The following is an 18932-nucleotide window of genomic DNA, read 5'->3' on the forward strand; positions in this document are numbered from 1 at the left end:
GGCCCTTGACAACAACATAGTATCCCATCAGCAAAATCTCTGGCTAGCATTTCTTTAAAAAAACAAAATCGGCTGTCAAAAAATTATTCAACAACCGATTTCAATTCTATTTACTGAATATCCCTATATAATAATAGAAATGTAGCTTAGTTTTTAACCGCAGCGGCGGACCGTTTTTAACTTACTCATGTGTCTTCGTGACTCATATGGTCAACCGCTGATACTTTAATTCTGCTTCTTATCCATAACAATATAGGCAGGCCAGGATTCCCGATCCGGCAGCGTAAATTCTTCGTCATAAGGTTGGGTACCTCCGGTATTGTTGTACAAGGCCACCCGTTTCACGCCCGTAGCTGTGCTGCCGCCCACACCATTAATGACGTTCAGGATATTGCCCGGGCCCGCAAAACGGGTGATGCACATCTTTTCCAGCTTCACACCCGGGTTGTTGGGTACCTCAAAGCCGTTTTTCTTATTCACATGGCCGTCTGTTCCGGTGAAAACCGCATACGAGCCCATTCCTATACTATGATGTTCGCTCACCGTATTCGCTACCTTAAATGCCGCATAACCCTCTACCCTGCCTCCCTGGCTGCTCCAGGCTGCCTGGTTCGGGGCATCGTACGGAGGCTCGTTTTGTAAGAAAAAGGTCCTGCCGCGTTCTCCCAGCCACAGCACCTCATATTCCTGGTAGTGTTCGGCAAACAGGGCATACAGCGTAACATCATCACCGGTAACAATGAGCCCGTTTTTACACCTGTCTCTTACCCAGCGGGCATCTCCGCCGCGTTGCGAACCATGATCGGCACGCCACAACCAGAAGTGATCACCCACCACATGATTGCTGTTGATCTGCATAGAGGCATGTACCTGGATATTTTTGGATTGAACCCCGCCTACCCTGCACGTGAGGTCGGTAAGCAGGATGGGATTGCCAGAGTGATCGGCATGAGCTCCTTCATTCCCCACCCTGACCTGGTACGTTGTACTGTTGAAGGAATCCATGAGAAGTCCGGCAATAATAATTCCATCTTTGTCATCGGCATAGATGCATCCCCAGGTGTTTTTTTCCGTAGGCTCCAGCGTTACCGAAGCTATACCGGCCCCCAGCAGGATAGCGTCTTCCCGGTTTACCTGGATAGGCGCATTCAATGCATAATGGCCCGGTGTAAAAAATATATTTTTGCCTGCTTTTAAAGCCTCATTGATCTCAGCATCGGTATCGCCTTCTTTAGCCACATACCAGTCGGTAAGCAGATCCTGGACCTCCCCTTTTCCCATACCTGCCGACGACCAGGATAGCCCTGTTCTGTTCTTCTGCCATGCCGGAACAAACACTTTGTATTCGCCGTCGTCATCCATAAACAGGAAAGGTTTTTCGCGGATAACGGGTGTAACCGGAACGGGTGAGTTGATCTCGTCTGCTTCCGGGGCATTGACACAGCCCTGCCAGACCATGTTATACGAACCGCCCATAGCTCCCCGCCCGGCAGGGAAGACCGTATTCCGGGTGTACCATTGCTGTTGTCCCTTCCAGTCGGGCCGGGATGATGTATAATACGTATCGGCAATATAACCGCCACTGCCCCAGAAATTGGTATCGCCTACGTCTGAAATATACTTCGAGGTGCTTTCAACCTGCATTCTTCGCGCACTGGTTGACTGCGAAACCGTCCAGGCAAAATCGCGCATCACGGTCACATTTTCCATGGAACGCCAGAAGGTGCAGGTGGCGTTTGCTCCGCCTGAAAGGTGGGGCCTGGTGAATACCGATCCCAGCTTAACCGCTGCCGGTACCTTTCCCAGGCCCCCGATATGAGAGTAGAATCCCAGCTCTATGGCGTTAGACGCTGCCGATGAGGCTGAACCTGAGCCGCCCGGATCGTACGTCTGACCATTCACATTTGCTTTGAAATAATAGGCCTGACGTTTAGTGGTCCACTCACCGTTGGACCCGCCCAGCCCCACAGTGCTGAAGTGCGAATTGATTTCGTTCCGTGCCGTTTCGGCCGTTTCGTATTTCCTGTCATAGAAATACATACGATCACCAAAAATCTGGTTCTCCAGCGAAAGTATCAGGGTTAATGAGTCTCGGGTAATCTTATAGTAATTTTCATACTTATCGGCGTTGGGCCTGTGATCTGTGAATGTCAGCCCGGAAGTCGACCCTACCGGCACAAAATCTGATGCCAGGCGGCTGCCCCCTCTTGTGATCACATAGTTTCCTGAAGAACCGAATGCAGGCCACGACAAGGTCATGCTGTGCTTCTTCTTGTTGTAAACCAGCTTGCCCCCTGTCTCCGGGCTGCTTTCTCCGGGAAAGCAAGGTGTATCAAAACCACATAGGATCAACGCAAATGCGGTTAACACAAAGGTTATTTTTGTACTCATAAGAAATTCTTCGGTTATGATTTCAGGCCCTAATTTAGTTTAAGTTTTCCGTTCCACTGATGATCCGGGTACAGGTTTTTGACCGGCGTCATTCATGTGATCAGGTAGAAGCCTGAACGCTTCCTTATTATTCACCTCTACGGTGCTGGACATGAGCAATATATAACATTTCAATTATTCCTTTTCACCTTTTCCATATCTTTTGAAAACTCCGGTGTACCGGTTTCAGCAAATGAACAGAACTGCTTTAATTTTGCAGTTTCAATCCGGTAGCTATGGCAATTTCATTCAATGCAAACCTGAATACATCCGATCTCAGAATTCATTCCACGAAAGTTCGTGTTCGTATTGCCGTATCGTCTTTTTACTTTTTCCAGGGCCTGTGCTTTGCCTCCTGGGCCAGCCGGATCCCCGACATCAAAACCGCCCTGCAGCTTTCTGACGGGGCCATGGGGTCTATCCTGTTTGCCTTACCGGCCGGACAGATGTGCACCATGCCCGTATCGGGCTACCTTGTAGGAAAATACGGAAGCCGGAATATCATGCATTTTTCGCTGCCGCTTTATTCCCTGGCCATGGTATTGCTTTCTTTGTGTACGGGTGCGTGGCAGCTGGCCGCCGCTTTGTTCCTGTTCGGGGTAACGGGTAACCTGTGCAACATCTCGGTGAATACCCAGGGCGTTAATGCCGAAAGAATGTATAACCGCCCCATTATGGCTTCATTTCACGGAGCCTGGAGCCTGGCCGGCTTTACCGGTGCCCTGATCGGGCTGCTGGCCGGAGCGATGAAGCTTACGCCCATGTATCACTTTGCGCTGATCTCGGTCATCAGCTTCATTGCCACGTATGCCAATGTAAAATACCTGGTGGGCGACAGCGCCCCCAAAACAGCTACACCTGAAAAGAAAAAATTCTTTTCAAAACCCGATCCGCTTATCCTGCAGCTGGGCATCATCGGCTTCTTTGCCATGTCGTGCGAGGGTGCCATGTTTGACTGGAGCGGTGTTTATTTCAAAGACATTGTAGGGGCGCAGGGTGCCTGGACCAGCCTGGGTTATGCCTGCTTTATGGTCATGATGGCCACCGGCCGCTTTGTGGGCGATAAAATTGTGGCAAAAACCGGCAAAAAGAGGATTATGCAGCTGAACGGGCTGCTGATTGCGGCCGGGTTGCTGATCGCCGTTTTGTTTCCGTACATCTCTACGGCAGCTTTTGGCTTCCTGCTGGTTGGCTTCGGGGTATCTACCAATATCCCGAATGTATACAGCATGGTGGGCCAGCAGAAGAAAATGTCGGCCAGCGCTGCCCTGGCAGCTATTGCCAGCATCAGCTACCTGGGCTTCCTGCTGGGGCCACCGCTTATCGGGTATATTTCCGAGATCCTGAACCTCCGGATCTCCTATGCGCTCATAGCCGTATTCGGGGTCATGATCAGCGTTATGGTGACCCGCCTGAAGGTGATCCGGTAGTGCCTAGAAGTCAAACTGGAAAGTGATCACCGGCACCAGTCCGCTGCCGTCATAAAAAATGCTGGTGGTGTTATTCCCGGCATTGTAATACACAGACGTCGCATTGATGCGGTTAAATACATTCTGGATATCCAGGCTGATATTTCCTGAAAGCTTCCTGGCGTTATACCGGTAGGCAAAACGCACATCCAGACGACGGTAAGCCGGTACCTGTCCGGCAAAATCAGCATTTTTCAGCTCCACGTAGTGCCCTTCGTTAGCCGAGAGCACCGGGTCATACGGTGTATACCGGAAACCTCCGCTCAGCAGGTACCGGGCACCGGCCTGGAACGTCTTGCCGTTTTTCAGGGGAAATTCCTTACCGGCCGTCACGGCCGTGGTATACCCCGTATTAAAACGGGTATTGAGCTTTATGTTGTTCAGTGTTTTATAGGTTGAATTCACCCATGAGCCCGTTACCAGGAAATAATACGAATCAGAAAACATCTTCTCTATCGCTGCGTCTATTCCGTAATTGGTACCGGTTCCCCGGCTGACCATCTTCGTCACCGGGAACTCCGAGCTGTTGTTCAGCATCCAGTAATTTGACGTTTTATCAGGATCCACCGGCACATTCGCCAGCTTCTGGTAATAAGCTTCCAGCACCCACCGGATCTTGGAAGGGGTATATACCTGGTACGAGAACACCAGGTGCCGGGCTTTGAGCAACCCGAGGTCTTTGTTCAGAAATACGCCCAGCGAATCTTTGACATAATAGGCCATCAGCGGCAATGTGCGGCTGTACAATCCATAGGCCAGGCTCAGGCGGTGGTTCTCGCCGGCCAGGTATTGCAAAGACACCCGCGGATCAAGCGACCACGTGCCGTTTGCGAATAATTTCAGGTAGTGATAACCGTAATTTAAATTCAGGCCGGGCAGCAGACGGGTTTGTACCTGGGCATACTGCTGAAGCTGAGCGGTGTTTCCGTTTCCTTCTACCGACACGTTTCCGCGCAGCTGGCTGACGTCTGAAAGTGAGCTCCGTTCTTTTACATCCCTGTAAAAATCAAACCGGATGAAATTCCCGATTATCCCGGTTTTCAAAGCCGATTTTGCGCCCAGGCGGGTCTGGTATACCGTGGTGGCCACCACCCGCTTATCGGTGTACTGCTGCGTTTCATAGCGGAATCGCCGGTTGTCCCGGTCCAGGGTATCGCCAGACCGGCGGATATCGCTCCCCACCAGCGCCACTACCGTTTTCAGTACCGATCCGGCATTCAGGTGGCGGGTCCAGGTATAGCCCAGGGCACCCATATTGGCCGGCTTTACCCGGTCTTCCCAGTTATTGGCCACGCCTGCTTCGCGCCGGGCGGGATCTTCTACCGGGATGTAATGCTCTTCACTGAGCCCGCCCATGCCGAATACCGTTTGCACGCTCTTGTTGTTCCTGCTTCTGAACACCAGGTTAAAAGACAGGTCCTGGAAGTTGTTGGTCACCCGCTCACCCACCAGGTAAAAGCCCATGCTGCTCAGGAGGCCCAGGGTAGAATACCGGTAATTGACCAGGTACGATGAGCTTCCCTTGCTGATCGGTCCTTCGGTGGCAAAGTCTATTCCCAGCACCCCTGCCTTGAAGCGGTTTTCTCTTTTCTGGTTATTTCCCGCCCTGAACCTGACATCAAATACCCCGGAGAGGGCATTGCCGTATTCTGCCGCAAAGCCGCCCGTTGAAAAGTCGGAGCGGGCTACCAGCTGCGAGGAAAAAACCGTTATTCCGCCGCCTGAAGACCCGATCAGCGCAAAATGGTTGGGATTGGGAATATCAATGCCCTCCAGCCGCCACAGGATGCCTGCAGGGGAGTTCCCGCGTACCACGATCTGGTTTTCGGTGTCGTCCTGCCCCACCTGCACACCGGGGTAAGACAAGGCCATCCGGCCGGGATCATTGACGCCGGCGGGCATACGCTCGGCTTCTTCTGCGGTAAAAGAACGTGTGCTCACCACCGAGAGATCGTTCAGCGGCTCATACGCATTTTTGGCCGCCGTTACCACTACCTCGCGTATCTCCCGGCTGACTTCGGTAAGCGCTATGGTGAGGTAGGGTTCCGGGATGCTCTGTACAATGAAATCAGCCATGGTAAACGGCTCATACCCCACAAAATTCACCTTTACCGTTCTTCTGCCTAACGGTACATTCTTCAGGGTAAATTCGCCGTCTTCAGCCGTTAAAACGCCTTGTGTACTTCCTTCCAGTATTACGGTGGCTCCTTCCAGCGGCTGCCCGGTTTTCTTGTCGGTAACGATCCCCCTTACATCCCGGGTCCGGTCCTGGGCCCTGGCCACAGAAACCAGGCAAACAAAAAAGAATATCCAATGCTTCATAGGTGCTGAATAAGGCCAACAGCACTAAAATAAGTCAATTTTTTATTACTATATTCTAATTATTTCTTTATTTCGTAGATTATTACATTTTCTATGAGATTAAGCGTACTGACCCCGGCCGTGTTCCTGCTGTTGCTGGCGGTCTCCTGTGGAAAGAAAGAACAGGCCACTTCCCTCAACATTGAAAAGCTGCCTAAAGCGGGCCCGGAGCAGGTTGAAAAGCTGATTGAGCAGTTTGTTGACGCAAAAGAAGGATCCGTCATTGAAATTCCCGAAGGATATTACGAGCTGCCTACCCAGCTCATTCTCGACAATGTCAACGGTGTAAAAGTAAAAGGGGCCGGCATGTTCAATACCGTGCTATCGTTCAAAACCATGACCACCGGTGGTGAAGGAATGAAGATTGCGGGAAATAATATCCTGCTGGAAGGCTTTACCGTAGCCGACGCCCCCGGAGATAATATCAAAACCCAGCACTGCGAGGGCATCACGTTCCGCCAGGTAAATACCACCTGGACCCACGGCAAAAAGTCAGAGAACGGTACCTATGGAATCTACCCGGTGCAATGCAGGAATGTGCTGGTAGAGCACTGCGAAGTGAGCCACTCGCGCGATGCGGGCATCTACGTGGGGCAGTCGGAAAACATTATTGTGCGAAATAACTACGTTCACCAGAATGTGGCCGGCATAGAGATCGAAAACTCAGATAATGCCGAAGTGTACGACAATCATGCAGAAAACAATACGGGCGGAATACTCATTTTTAACCTGCCGGGCCTGCCCAAGCCCTTTGGGTCAGGTACCCGGGTATTTAATAACCTGATCAAAGCCAATAACCACGAAAATTTCGCGATTTTCCAGGACGGTAACCCGGTATCCATGATTCCGCCCGGCAGTGGCGTGGTGATCCTGGCCGGTGACCAGGTGGAAGTGTTCCATAACAAAATCATTGATAACCGTACCCTGGGCGTGGCCATTGCCAGCTACCAGATTACCGACCTGCCCGTTCCTACCCACCCGGGATGGAGCCCCTATACTACCCGCATTTATATTCATGACAATACGTATGAGCGTGCAATGGCCCTGCCCGACCTGAGCAAAGACTGGGGTAAGCTGATTGCCGCCAAATGCCTGAGGGCGCCGGATATTCTTTACGACGGCATCCTGGATCCTGCCAAAGGCAAAGATGCCGCCACCAATCCGATGCAGGTTTTTGTAGACGAAAAAACAGACGACCTCCGGTTTTACCGGATGGTGATCCCGGATGACGGGAACGTGATGGGAATCCGGATGGAAAAAGATGCCAAAAGCTTTGCCGGGTCATACCCGGTTTCTACAGATGTGTCGATGATTCCGTCAAATAAATAAGTGAAAAGTTGCGGAACATTCTTACATAAATATTTATGTTCCCTAGCTTTTAGTTTTTAACTTACCTCTCATGAAAAATGGCTGGCTGATATTGCTATCAGGTATACTCTGGAGCTGCTCGCACTCCGGAACCCCTTCAGATATTGACTTCTCGAAACTTCCGTACAAGACCCTGTCGGAATACGGCCTGTTTACCGGTGACCTGAAAAACTTTTCACAGGCAGAAGGAGTAACCCCTTATGAGCCGGTTTCTTCACTCTTTACCGACTACGCCTTTAAGAAGCGTTACGTATGGATGCCCGGAAATACACATGCCACCCTCCCCGATGACCCGGATGCGCCGCTGGATTTTCCGGATAAAACCATCCTGGTAAAGCATTTTTACTACCCGCTTGATTTCAGGAAGCCCGAGGGTGAAAAACGGGTGATCGAAACCCGGCTGCTCGTCAAAAACCAGGGAACGTGGGAGGCTTATCCTTACCTCTGGAACGATGAGCAAACAGAAGCTACCCTGAAGAATACAGGTGCCTCCATACCCGTCAGCTATACCGATAAGCAAGGAGCAAAAGCAGCGTTCAACTACGTGGTACCCCAGAAAACCCAGTGCCGGAGCTGCCATAACAAAAACGGGGTGATGCTGCCTATCGGCCCCAAGGCGAAACAACTGGCCGGTCCGCTGGAAAAATGGCAGCAGACCGGTATCCTGGAGACCGGTAAAGACCTGTCTGCTATACACCCGCTGGTCAATCCTTTTGATGCATCCCGGCCTCTGCCTGAACGGGCCCGGGCCTACCTCGACGTCAATTGCGGGCATTGCCACAGCCAGTCGGGACCTGCCTCTACCTCCGGCCTGTACTACAACGCCGAAGAAGATCGTCCTTTTCACCTGGGCGTATGGAAGTCGCCGGTAGCAGCCGGTATGGGTGGCGGCGGACTGAAATTTGATATTCTTCCGGGTCAAAGCAAGGCGTCTATTGTAACCTACCGGATGAACTCCACCCATCCCGGCGTAATGATGCCTGAAATGGGCCGGGTGACCATCCACCAGGAAGGGGTAGAGCTGATTGCCCGGTGGATCGACTCCCTCTGATACAATTCAGAAAAACCCAACCCTGAAAGCAGGATTGGGTTTAAAACATTTTTGTGATCAAATTCTGAGTGTATAGCAAAAAAATGTTTAGAAATTTCCCGGGCCGCCACCTCCGGGTCGCCCGCCCATAGCGCCGCCGGGCCGGCCGCCGGAGCGGTTGTTTTCCATTTCTTTCGATAAATCTACTCTCCTCTTCAGGTATTTCTTATACTGGCTGTCGTTCAGCACTTTTCGCATCTCCACATCTTTTTCCAGTCCCAGCTGCTTCATCCGGTCTCTTGTTCTTTCCATCTCTTCTCTTGAAGGGCGCCCGGCCCCCATAGCATTGCGCATGAGGTCATCCTGGGCGTAGGCATACTTCGCCGAGATACGGGTCACAGTGGCTGTCTGATCGTTGTTCAGCTTCAGTTTTTTCTTCATCCAGTGCACCTCCTCTTCCATTACTTTTTCAGGGTCACGGGGTTCCGGCCTCCTCTGCTCTCCCGATGGCGGTCCGCCGCCCGGCGATCCGAACTGGGCATACGAGGTTAATGATACGAATAAGAGCGCCGCCAGGGCGGGCGCAAACCATTTGCTTTTTTTCATTGCTTCTTTCTTTTAAACTGATACGTAAAAACCCGTCGGTTTGCTGCTTCACATGCGCTTGATGCACGCGGTCTTTTATCCTGCCGGCATGTTCCGCTTACGCAGATGTTTTGCGGAAAGAGGCTTAAAAAAACGTACATTTGCCCTATGAAAACATTTGCTGATAAAGTGGTCGAGTTCAATCAGAACCTGGTTTATCACGGCCGGCTCCCTGAAAATTTTGCGGTACTTAACCCTTACCTGGGAAACCCGGAAACCATGGCGGTGATGAAAGCATTCTATGGTCAGTACTATGCCGATAACCGCCCTCGGAAATTTCTGATCGGCATTAATCCCAGCCGCCACGGCGCCGGCGTAACCGGTGTGCCTTTTACCGACACCAAGCGCCTGGAAAGCGAATGCGGCATCCGGATGACCTCTGCCCGCACCCACGAGGTTTCTTCTGTTTTCATGTACGACATGATCCGGGCCTACGGCGGTCCCGGCGCCTTCTACCGCGATTTTTATATCAACTCGCCCTTCCCCCTGGCCATTGTAAGGCAAACCACCAACGGAAATTTCCTGAATGCCAACTACTACGATGACCCCACCCTCTTCAGAGATGTAAAGCCTTTTATGGTGGAATCGCTGAAAAAGCACATCAGCCTGGGCCTGGATACAGACGAAGTATTTGTGCTCGGGAAAAAAAACGCGGATTTCCTGGACCGGATCAATAAAGAAGAAAAGCTGTTCGGAAAACTCACTGCTCTCGATCACCCCCGGTTTATCCAACAATATAAATCGAAGGAAAAGGAAATATATATTGCCGGCTATATTCAGATCTTAACCGGAAACTAAGGCCTCTATTTCTCCCTCCTGCCCGGTTTTTATCCGGAAAGCTCTACTACCCCACCCGCTCCAGTTCTACCTTTTTCGGCGGATGGTAGACGAGCGGCACTTCTTCTACCAGTACGCTGGTTTTGTCGAGACCGAAGGCCTGCTCATCGTGTTGTACATACTTTTTAAGCGAGAAGTAGGTATTCAGTACAAACCGTTCGTGGAAGCTGAATTCGTTTTCAATAGACATGTACTTTTCAATGACCACAAATTTGTAATCAATGCTGTCGTTGTATTTACTTGAGCCGTTGTAGCGGAGATGCAGGTTCAGCTCTTTTTTCCCGATCAGCTCATTAATAATCTGCCTGAAGTAAAGCTCTGAGCGGGGTTGAACCCGGAAACCGATATTCAATATAATTTTGATCACCTTGTCATCGACCAGCTCAGAGACTTCGTAGTTTAACGTATAAGGCTTGTTGGTACGGTTAATATGGAAAAACCAGTATACATCGGCCCGTTTCGGACGCTTGGCAAAAATAGAATTGAGAATGATCTGCTCTACCTGGTCACGGTGATCGGCTTTGGTCAGGTAGATCAGGTGAGTAGCAAATTTGGGAATGCTTTTATCTTCCGACAGCTGCACGATCCGGTCGGTAAACTTACCCAGGTGCGAAAATTTGGTATACCGGTTGTTGATCTTCCGGCCGTAAAAGGAAGTGTACATGACCAGGAAAAACAAGCTGCCCACGAGTACCGTAATGTAACCCCCGTCTTTAAATTTACTGAGATTGGCAATAAAAAACGAAACTTCGATAGCACCGAAAACCATCAGTAACCCGATCACCACCATTTTATTCCACCGTAATTTATACCGCAGGAAATACGCCAGCAGGAAAGTGGTCATCATCATGGTCACCGTGATGGCCAGCCCGTAGGCCGCTTCCATGCTGGCCGAGTCTTTAAAGTAGAAAACAATGAGGATACACCCGGCCCACAGCAGGGTATTCACGCTAGGAACATAGATCTGTCCCTTGGCCTCGGTAGGCTGCTTCACCATCACCCTTTGCCAGAAATTCAGGTTGATCGCCTCGTTTATAAGGGTAAATGAGCCGCTGATCAGGGCCTGTGACGCAATGATAGCTGCCAGGGTGGCAATGATAATGCCGGGTACCAGGAACCAGCCGGGCATGACCTCGAAGAAAGGGTTCCTGTCGCTCAGGTAGCGCCCTCCCTGATGCAGCAGCCAGGCGGCCTGACCCAGGTAATTGGTCACCAGGCAGATCTTCACAAATACCCAGGTAATATGAATGTTCTCCCGGCCGCAATGCCCCAGGTCAGAATAGAGCGCTTCTGCCCCTGTAGTACACAGGAACACCGCTCCCAATATCCAGAAGCCGTGCGGGTAATGCGTCAGCAGCTGGTAGGCGTAATAGGGGTTTAAGGCCCGCAGCACCTCCGGGTAATGCCTGATCTGGCTGATGCCCAGCACCAGGAGGATACTGAACCACAGGGCCATCACCGGGCCGAAGGCTTTGCCCACGTTTTCTGATCCGAACCGCTGGAAAAAGAATACCATCGTAACGATCAGCACCACAACAGGTACGGGCGAAATATGCTGCAGGCGCTCAATCATGGTCAGGCCTTCGATGGCAGAAGTAACGGTCACCGCCGGGGTGATGATGCCGTCGGCCAGCAGGGCTGATGCTCCGATCATGGTGGGAACAATCAGCTTCTTACCGTATTTCCTGACCAGGGAGTACAACGAGAATATCCCGCCTTCTCCCTCGTTATCGGCCTGGAGGGTAAGCCAGACATATTTTACGGTAGTCTGCAGCATGAGGGTCCAGAAAACACAGGAGACCCCGCCCAGCACCAGCATTTCAGAAATAGGTTTATTACCGATGATTGCTTTAAAGGTATAAAGCGGGCTGGTACCGATGTCACCGTAGATGATTCCCAATGCTATAACCAGGGAGGCAGCGGTGACCTTTTTATTTATTTCGTGCGCATCTCTCATATCCGGTGCAAAGTTCGCCCCGATTCTGTTAGAAGAATATAAATAAATCCCTGCAGGTATAAAGATTTTATAAAGACGATCACTCGAACCGGTACCCCACACCGCTTACCGTAATCAGGTGCCGGGGATGGTTCGGATCTGCTTCGATCTTCTTTCGCAGCTGGGCCACAAAAACCCGGAGGTACTGGGTTTCTGTCTGGTAACCTACCCCCCATACTTCCTTTAATAAAAACTGGTGGGTAAGTACCCGGCCGGCATTCCGGGCCAGCAGGGCCAGCAGGTTATATTCGGTAGTGGTCAGCTTTAAAACCTGGTCATCGACCTTCACCACGCGGCCGGCCAGGTCAATCTCCAGCTCTCCTGCCGTAATGACCTGCCGGGTTTCTCCTGAATCGTTGTTCCGGATCGCTGAACGCAGCCGCGCCATGAGCTCACCCACCCGGAAAGGCTTGGAAAGGTAGTCGTTGGCACCGTTATCCAGCGCTGCAATGATGTCTTCTTCGCCTTTTTCTACCGACAGCACCACAATGGCTTTCCGGTACCACTCCCGCAGCTGCAGAAGCACCTCGTGCCCGCTCATATCGGGCAGGCCCAGGTCAAGCAGGATCACCTCCGGAATATGGTTAGCGGCCAGCATGAGGCCTTCCTTACCGGTGCAGGCCAGGCGGGTCTGGTAGCCGTGGCTGCTCAGGTTGATCTCCAGCAGCTTCCTGATCTGGGGTTCGTCGTCAATGATCAGTACCTCAGGTTTATTCATTCTTCAGATTTTTTAAATACGAAACCTCTGCCGGCAGGGTGATGCTGAACTCCGCACCGCCCGAAGGGCTGTCGGCCAGCCGGATTTCTCCTTTGTGGGCATCAACAATTCCTTTGGCAATAGAAAGCCCCAGGCCCGTTCCGCCTGTACCTGAGCGCGGCATCCGGTAGAATTTTTCAAATACCTGCTGTCTTTTTTCTTCGGGTATGCCCTTGCCGTTGTCGCTGATAACCATGTGCAGCTGGTCATCGTCAAAGCCCACACTCACCCGCACCTCGGTACCGGGCGGTGTATACCTGACCGCATTGCTGATAATGCTGTACAAGACAATTTCCATCAGGCCTTCATCAATTTTAAACAGCGGGGCGCGGTCATCGGGTTCGAAAAGAATCGTATGACCGCCCTGGCCGGGCACCGCACCGATGACCATAAATATCAGCTCGTTGATATCGCACCAGTCGCGTTTGAGGGTCAGCATGCCCGTTTCCAGCCGGCTCATGTTCAGCAGGTTTTCCACCTGGTTATTCAGGCGGCTGCCGGCAATGTCAATGGCAGCGAGCAGGTCGGCTTTCTGTTCCGCCGTTATCTTATCTCCGGTTTCTTTAAGCGTATCTACCGCCCCGATAATGGTGGCAATGGGTGTTTTCAGCTCATGGGATAACGAGCTGAGCAGCGTATTGTACAGCTGGATAGTCTTTTCTTTCTCCTCCTTATCCCGGGTACGGGCCTCCAGCTTGCGGAGGCGGTTGGTCAGCACGGCATTGACCAGGGCCACCAGCATATAGATAAAAAACAGCAGGGCGCTTTCGGCACTGTTGATCTTGTAATGCAGTACCGGCTCAATAAAAAACAAATTCAGGATCAGGGCGCTCAATACCGCCGAAACCAGCACAGGGAGAATATCAAACAAAACGGCCAGCAGCGATACGGCCAGTAAAAGAATGAGGGCCACGATACGGTAATCCATATAGGGCCGGAACAAATAACACACTACGGAAAGCAGGATCACGAAGCCTGCGCCTATGAGAATCTGCCGGAGAACAGAGATGTGTCTCACTATTCTGTTATTTTTTATGTATTACAAATGTAAAAATATTTGCCCGGCATACTTCTCCGGCTGCAAAAGAATAATTGCGTATTTTTGAAGCTATGAGCAAATTCAGCATTAATCTCCGGCCTTTCCGTGATTTCCTGAAATCGGGTATGGCCGGCGGCGTTATTCTTCTTGGCTGTGTGGTTATTTCCCTTATTGTTGCCAATTCTGCGGCGGGTACTGCTTTTGAAAATTTCCTGGCTACCGAATGGGGACCGTCTGAGCACCTTCGCTACAGCGTGCTCTCCTGGATCAACGACGGCCTCATGGCGATATTCTTCCTGCTGGTAGGCCTGGAGATCAAGCGTGAGCTGGTTGAAGGCGAGCTGTCATCACCCAAAAAAGCGGCCTTACCCATCCTGGCGGCCATAGGAGGGGCCCTCACTCCTGCCCTGATCTTTGCCGTCCTGAACCGGGGAACCGACACCTCAGGCGGCTGGGGCATACCCATGGCTACTGACATTGCCTTTGCCATTGCCATCATTACCCTGCTGGGGAAAAAGGTACCGGCCTCCCTGAAAATATTTCTCGCCGCCCTGGCCATCGCAGATGATTTGCTGGCCATACTGGTGATTGCCGTTTTTTACACGTCAGAACTGCATTACCTGTATCTCCTCTACGCCGGCGCGCTGACAGCTCTCCTGGTATTGTTTAACCTGGCGGGCGTTAAGAAGCTTTACTTTTACCTTATACCGGGGCTGTTTATCTGGTATTTTATCCATCATTCGGGCATCCATGCCACCATTGCCGGTGTGCTGGTGGCCCTGACCCTGCCCACTACCCCTGATGCCACCGAGTCTCCCCTTGAAAAGCTGGAGCACCTGCTTCTCAGGCCGGTAAATTTCATTATCATGCCGCTGTTTGCCCTGGTCAATACCAATATCCGGTTTGATAATGAAATGCTGAGCGGTGTTTTTACTCCGCTGGGAGCAGGTATAATTCTCGGGCTCGTGTTGGGCAAACCCCTGGGTATTTTTCTGGTTTCCCGGCTTTCCGTAAAGCTCGGTATTTCCTCGCTGCCCCAGGGAGCGGGCTGGAAACACATCTTCGGCGCCGGTATTCTGGCGGGTATCGGCTTTACCATGTCGGTATTTATTTCTATCCTTTCCTTTACGGGCAGAGCGCTTCCTTTGCTACAGGCCAAATTCAGCATACTTGTGGCCTCTGTGCTGGCCGCCGTACTGGGGTCAATATTCCTTTCTTCCCTTTATAAATCCCCAAGAAAATAAGCTATTTTTGGGCTCAAATTCCTGATCTGATGAAAAAGCAAATCGCCCGTTTCCTGTTCCTGTGTCTTATTTCCGGGTACGCCGTTGCCCAGCAAACCGATATCACCCCGGTCTCCGTTATCCAGGGGCACGGGAAGACCTCTCCCCTGGCCGGAAAGAAAGTGGCGGTAAACGGGGTGGTTACGGCCGTATTTGCCGGGAAAGACAAGCTGAACGGCTTCTTCCTGCAGCAGCCCGAACCGGATGACGATGTGAGCACCTCGGAAGGGATTTTCATTCATGACCCTGCCCAGCTGTTTAAAGGCAAAACCGGTGACCTCATCCAGGTGATCGGAGAAGTGGGCGAGCTGAAAAGCACCCGCAGCTCGCTGACCCATATAAAAAATGTGAGCAACATTTTTACCCTGTCGGAAAACAACAGGCTTCCTGCCCCGGTGACGGTCACTCTGCCCAACGATAAATGGGAACAGTATGAGGGCATGCGCGTGCGTATAAAAGCAGAAAAAGGAAATTTTTTTGTAACCGAACTTTACCAGCTGGGACGTTTCGGCCAGATTACATTATGCGCTACCGGGCCGGAGAACCAGCCGGGAACCGACGGACGCCTCGACCAGTTTACCCAGTTCAATGCGCCCGATACGGATAGTTACAAGGCCTACCTGGCAGTAACGGAAAAACGGAAAATCGTGCTGGACGACGGCAGCGGGATGCGTAACCCGACCTACCTGCCCTTCGGAAGAGAGGGGAAGCCCTTTGATATGTACCATGCCATAAGGGGTGGCGACGAGGTAAAAGAGATCATTGGCATTGTAGACGACCGCTTCGATGCCATACGGATCCAGCCTACGGAAACCGTATGGTTCAAACCTTCTGCCAAACGGCTTTATACTCCCCCGAAAATTCCGCGGAAAAGCACCCTAAAGGTAGCGGCTTTCAATGTGCTTAATTACTTTAACGGCGACGGACAGGGCGGAGGCTTCCCGACAGAGCGGGGGGCCAATACCCCCGAAGAGCTCAGGCGGCAGCAGGACAAGACCGTTAATGTGATCCTGACCTCCGGGGCCGACGTGGTTTCCCTGATGGAGATTGAGAACGACGGTTTCGGGGAGTACAGCGCTATCCAGACGCTCGTCCGGGCCCTGAACCGGGCTTCGGGAAATAAGCGGAACTTCGTAGCCTGTGAAGTGGACAACCGGGGCACTGACGTGATCGCCTCGGCTATCCTCTACGATGCCAAAAAAGTAGCGCCGGCAGGTCGTACGGTCTCCATGCCCGACGGGTACGGTACGGCCTCCTTTGACTCTGCGAGGCGAAAACCCGTTGTACAGACGTTCCGGGAGCTTCGTTCCGACCAGGAGTTCACACTGGTAGCCGTACACTTCAAATCGAAGGGCATACAGAGTGCCGGCGCCGGCAATGAAGATAAAAACGACGGACAGGGCCGCAACAACGAATTACGTGTGCAGCAGGCCGAAGACCTGAAAAACTGGCTGGATACGCGCCCTACAGGCACTGAAGACCCCGATTACCTGCTCATGGGCGACTTCAACTCCTATGCCCTGGAAGATCCCCTGCAGTACCTGAATTCATACGGTTACAAGAGCCTGTTCCCCATGACGTCTTATTCGTATGTATACGACGGCTTCTGGGGCTCACTTGACCACGCCCTGGCCACGCCCGGCATGACCACCCAGGTAACCAGGGCGGTAAAATGGCATATTAATTCGGAAGAAGCCCCGATACTGGACTACAATACCGAGTTTAAAACACCCGAACAGGTGCAGAGCTATTACGATGCCAGCGTGTTCCGGTCCTCGGATCATGACCCGCTGATCATCGGCTTACGGCTAAAATAAGCCGTTCAGGACGGTGGTGATTCTAACCGGCTATAAGCGCCGGGTTACAGATCACTACCGCCTTACCTTTTATTTTTCTTTCTTTAAAATCTTCCAGGGCCTGCACGGCCTCATCCAGGGCATACTCCCGGCCTATACAGGCCCGGATCCGGCCTTCGGAATAATACCGGCCTATTTCGTCTACGTTCTGCTGCTGCTTCAGGGGTTCTTCCCGGGAGAATTTCCCCCAGAATACCCCCCTTATGTCGGCCCCTTTCAGCAGGAGGAGGTTCAGGGGGACAGCCGGGATCTCCCCGGAAGCAAAGCCCGTCACCAGGTATTTCCCTGCCCAGGCCAGGCTCCTCACCGCCGGCCCGGCAAACCGGCCCCCCACGGTATCCAGCACCAGGTCTGCACCCTTCATGGCGGTGATCTCCTTCAATCTTTCCCGGATATTCTCTTCGTTGTAATTCAGCAGGTGATCGGCTCCGTAAGCAGCACACAGGACCAGGTTCTCCGGGCTCCCGGCAGCGGCAATGACCTCCAGCCCGTAAACCTTTCCGAGCTGAATGGCGGCGAGGCCCACACCGCCCGAAGCTCCCGATACCAGCAGAACCTGGCCCTGCCGGGCTTCTCCCCTGTTCTTTAAGGCATAAAGGGCCGTACTGAAATTGTACATCAGCGAGGCTCCTTCTTTCAGGGGCATCCCGCCCGGTAAAGGAAATACCCGCGTTTCAGGGAGCACGATCTCCCCGGCCAGGCCACCCCACCGCTCTATGGCAAAAACCTCCTGACCGGGGTAAAAATCTTTGACTTTACGCCCGGTTTCCAACACTACTCCCGTAATCTCACCGCCCGGAATGAACGGCAGCTCCGGTTTAAACTGGTATTTACCTTCCAGGATCAGCAGATCCGGGAAATTCAGGCCACAGGCGGCTACCCCGATCAGTACTTCGTGATCGCCCGGTTCCGGGGTTTTTACCTCCCGGATACCCGTATGACTCATATCTCCGAAGCGGTCGCAGACCACAGCTTTCATAGGCCTATTGGATTAACAGATCAAAACTAAGGGCTTTTGCGGGTAAGTACATTAAAAATATTCGAGTAAATTTGTATATGATGATGACATTGACCGAAGAAAACTACCTGAAAGCGCTGTTCCACCTCAGTACGGAAAACCCGGCGGTATCGGTGCTGGACCTCAGCAAAAGCCTCGACATTAAAATGCCCACCGTGAACAGCATGGTGAAAAAGCTGGCGGCAAAGGGACTGGTGCTGTACGAGAAATACAAGCCGCTCCGCCTCACGGAAGAAGGCCGGCGGTCTGCCGGGCTCATCATCCGTAAGCACCGGCTGGTAGAGATGTTCCTGGTCGAAAAAATGGGGTTTGGCTGGGATGAGGTGCACGAAGTGGCCGAGCAACTCGAACACATCCAGTCGCCCAAGCTTTTTCAGAAGATCGATGAGATCCTGAACCACCCCAAGGTAGATCCGCACGGTTCACCCATCCCGGATGAAAAGGGCGTCATTGCCGTTCAGAACTTTGTGGCATTGTCCGAGTGCACTCCCGGAACACTCTACCGTTTTATGGCCGTGGGATCTTCTGATGACCGTTTCCTGCGGCAGATCGACCGCCTGGGCTTCCGGCTGGGCGACACCATCCGGATCCTCGAAACCATGGATTTTGACCGCTCCCAACACGTGATCATCAACGAAAATACCCCGCAAAGCTTTAGTCACCAGATCAGTGCCAATATCCGGGTTATTGCCGTGTAAACGGTACAGGAAATACCCCCCGGTCCCCGGCTGAAGAGCTCCGTTTTTCCTGTCTGAGCAGGCGATTTTTCATAATAAACTGGCTTCAAAACGTTTAATAATTTTCAGAATATTTTGAAAATTCAAAATATTTATATTTACTTTG

At 52.0% G+C, this 18932-nt stretch carries 14 protein-coding genes; 7 read left to right on the forward strand and 7 right to left on the reverse strand.

Annotation, left to right across the window (positions count from 1 at the left end):
- Positions 1-225 precede the first annotated feature (225 nt).
- Complete coding sequence (locus AB2U10_RS17965) at positions 226-2391, reverse strand: pectate lyase-like domain-containing protein (protein WP_367916378.1); 2166 nt, start codon at positions 2389-2391, stop codon at positions 226-228.
- A gap of 275 nt (positions 2392-2666) precedes the next feature.
- On the opposite strand from AB2U10_RS17965, the gene AB2U10_RS17970 reads away from it, so the two are divergent.
- On the forward strand, positions 2667-3860 hold the full coding sequence (locus AB2U10_RS17970) for an MFS transporter (RefSeq protein WP_367916379.1): 1194 nt from the start codon (positions 2667-2669) through the stop codon (positions 3858-3860).
- Positions 3861-3863: 3 nt separating this feature from the next.
- Here the strand turns inward: AB2U10_RS17970 and AB2U10_RS17975 are convergent, their stop codons facing one another.
- Complete coding sequence (locus AB2U10_RS17975; RefSeq protein WP_367916380.1) at positions 3864-6221, reverse strand: carboxypeptidase regulatory-like domain-containing protein; 2358 nt, start codon at positions 6219-6221, stop codon at positions 3864-3866.
- Positions 6222-6314: 93 nt separating this feature from the next.
- Here AB2U10_RS17975 and AB2U10_RS17980 point away from each other — a divergent pair, with 93 nt between their 5' ends.
- A complete protein-coding gene (locus AB2U10_RS17980) occupies positions 6315-7589 on the forward strand; it encodes a parallel beta-helix domain-containing protein (RefSeq protein ID WP_367916381.1) in 1275 nt (424 codons plus the stop codon).
- Between the two features lie 70 nt (positions 7590-7659).
- A complete protein-coding gene (locus tag AB2U10_RS17985; RefSeq protein WP_367916382.1) occupies positions 7660-8679 on the forward strand; it encodes an SO2930 family diheme c-type cytochrome in 1020 nt (339 codons plus the stop codon).
- A gap of 87 nt (positions 8680-8766) precedes the next feature.
- Here AB2U10_RS17985 and AB2U10_RS17990 read toward each other — a convergent pair whose 3' ends face one another.
- Positions 8767-9264, reverse strand: coding sequence for a DUF4890 domain-containing protein (locus AB2U10_RS17990; protein ID WP_367916383.1), 498 nt, complete (start codon positions 9262-9264; stop codon positions 8767-8769).
- 147 nt (positions 9265-9411) lie between these two features.
- Between AB2U10_RS17990 and AB2U10_RS17995 the strand changes: the two genes are divergently transcribed.
- The gene (locus tag AB2U10_RS17995) at positions 9412-10101 is read left to right on the forward strand and encodes an SMUG2 DNA glycosylase family protein (protein WP_367916384.1); all 690 of its coding nucleotides are present in this window, start codon (positions 9412-9414) and stop codon (positions 10099-10101) included.
- A 46-nt stretch (positions 10102-10147) separates the two neighbouring features.
- Here the strand turns inward: AB2U10_RS17995 and AB2U10_RS18000 are convergent, their stop codons facing one another.
- The 3 genes from AB2U10_RS18000 to AB2U10_RS18010 all read right to left on the reverse strand — a co-directional run bounded on the left by AB2U10_RS18000 (position 10148) and on the right by AB2U10_RS18010 (position 13911).
- A complete protein-coding gene (locus tag AB2U10_RS18000) occupies positions 10148-12097 on the reverse strand; it encodes a KUP/HAK/KT family potassium transporter (RefSeq protein WP_367916385.1) in 1950 nt (649 codons plus the stop codon).
- Positions 12098-12176: 79 nt separating this feature from the next.
- Positions 12177-12854, reverse strand: coding sequence for a winged helix-turn-helix domain-containing protein (locus AB2U10_RS18005; RefSeq protein ID WP_367916386.1), 678 nt, complete (start codon positions 12852-12854; stop codon positions 12177-12179).
- Positions 12847-13911, reverse strand: coding sequence for a sensor histidine kinase (locus AB2U10_RS18010; RefSeq protein ID WP_367916387.1), 1065 nt, complete (start codon positions 13909-13911; stop codon positions 12847-12849). The genes AB2U10_RS18005 and AB2U10_RS18010 overlap by 8 nt, the downstream gene beginning before the upstream one ends.
- A gap of 92 nt (positions 13912-14003) precedes the next feature.
- Between AB2U10_RS18010 and nhaA the strand changes: the two genes are divergently transcribed.
- Together nhaA and AB2U10_RS18020 are read left to right on the forward strand one after the other, a co-directional pair.
- The gene (gene nhaA, locus AB2U10_RS18015) at positions 14004-15176 is read left to right on the forward strand and encodes a Na+/H+ antiporter NhaA (protein ID WP_367916388.1); all 1173 of its coding nucleotides are present in this window, start codon (positions 14004-14006) and stop codon (positions 15174-15176) included.
- A gap of 29 nt (positions 15177-15205) precedes the next feature.
- The gene (locus AB2U10_RS18020; RefSeq protein ID WP_367916389.1) at positions 15206-17032 is read left to right on the forward strand and encodes an ExeM/NucH family extracellular endonuclease; all 1827 of its coding nucleotides are present in this window, start codon (positions 15206-15208) and stop codon (positions 17030-17032) included.
- A 22-nt stretch (positions 17033-17054) separates the two neighbouring features.
- Here AB2U10_RS18020 and AB2U10_RS18025 read toward each other — a convergent pair whose 3' ends face one another.
- A complete protein-coding gene (locus tag AB2U10_RS18025) occupies positions 17055-18050 on the reverse strand; it encodes an NADPH:quinone oxidoreductase family protein (RefSeq protein ID WP_367916390.1) in 996 nt (331 codons plus the stop codon).
- A 77-nt stretch (positions 18051-18127) separates the two neighbouring features.
- Between AB2U10_RS18025 and AB2U10_RS18030 the strand changes: the two genes are divergently transcribed.
- A complete protein-coding gene (locus tag AB2U10_RS18030; protein WP_367916391.1) occupies positions 18128-18787 on the forward strand; it encodes a metal-dependent transcriptional regulator in 660 nt (219 codons plus the stop codon).
- Positions 18788-18932 lie beyond the last annotated feature (145 nt).

Source organism: Leadbetterella sp. DM7, assembly GCF_040829825.2.
GTDB lineage: Bacteria > Bacteroidota > Bacteroidia > Cytophagales > Spirosomataceae > Leadbetterella.

Coding starts and splice junctions, on each gene's coding strand:
- AB2U10_RS17965 (WP_367916378.1), bottom strand. CDS start 2,391: ATGAGTACAAAAATAACCTTTGTGTTAACCGCATTTGCGTTGATCCTA.
- AB2U10_RS17970 (WP_367916379.1), top strand. CDS start 2,667: ATGGCAATTTCATTCAATGCAAACCTGAATACATCCGATCTCAGAATT.
- AB2U10_RS17975 (WP_367916380.1), bottom strand. CDS start 6,221: ATGAAGCATTGGATATTCTTTTTTGTTTGCCTGGTTTCTGTGGCCAGG.
- AB2U10_RS17980 (WP_367916381.1), top strand. CDS start 6,315: ATGAGATTAAGCGTACTGACCCCGGCCGTGTTCCTGCTGTTGCTGGCG.
- AB2U10_RS17985 (WP_367916382.1), top strand. CDS start 7,660: ATGAAAAATGGCTGGCTGATATTGCTATCAGGTATACTCTGGAGCTGC.
- AB2U10_RS17990 (WP_367916383.1), bottom strand. CDS start 9,264: ATGAAAAAAAGCAAATGGTTTGCGCCCGCCCTGGCGGCGCTCTTATTC.
- AB2U10_RS17995 (WP_367916384.1), top strand. CDS start 9,412: ATGAAAACATTTGCTGATAAAGTGGTCGAGTTCAATCAGAACCTGGTT.
- AB2U10_RS18000 (WP_367916385.1), bottom strand. CDS start 12,097: ATGAGAGATGCGCACGAAATAAATAAAAAGGTCACCGCTGCCTCCCTG.
- AB2U10_RS18005 (WP_367916386.1), bottom strand. CDS start 12,854: ATGAATAAACCTGAGGTACTGATCATTGACGACGAACCCCAGATCAGG.
- nhaA (WP_367916388.1), top strand. CDS start 14,004: ATGAGCAAATTCAGCATTAATCTCCGGCCTTTCCGTGATTTCCTGAAA.
- AB2U10_RS18020 (WP_367916389.1), top strand. CDS start 15,206: ATGAAAAAGCAAATCGCCCGTTTCCTGTTCCTGTGTCTTATTTCCGGG.
- AB2U10_RS18025 (WP_367916390.1), bottom strand. CDS start 18,050: ATGAAAGCTGTGGTCTGCGACCGCTTCGGAGATATGAGTCATACGGGT.
- AB2U10_RS18030 (WP_367916391.1), top strand. CDS start 18,128: ATGATGATGACATTGACCGAAGAAAACTACCTGAAAGCGCTGTTCCAC.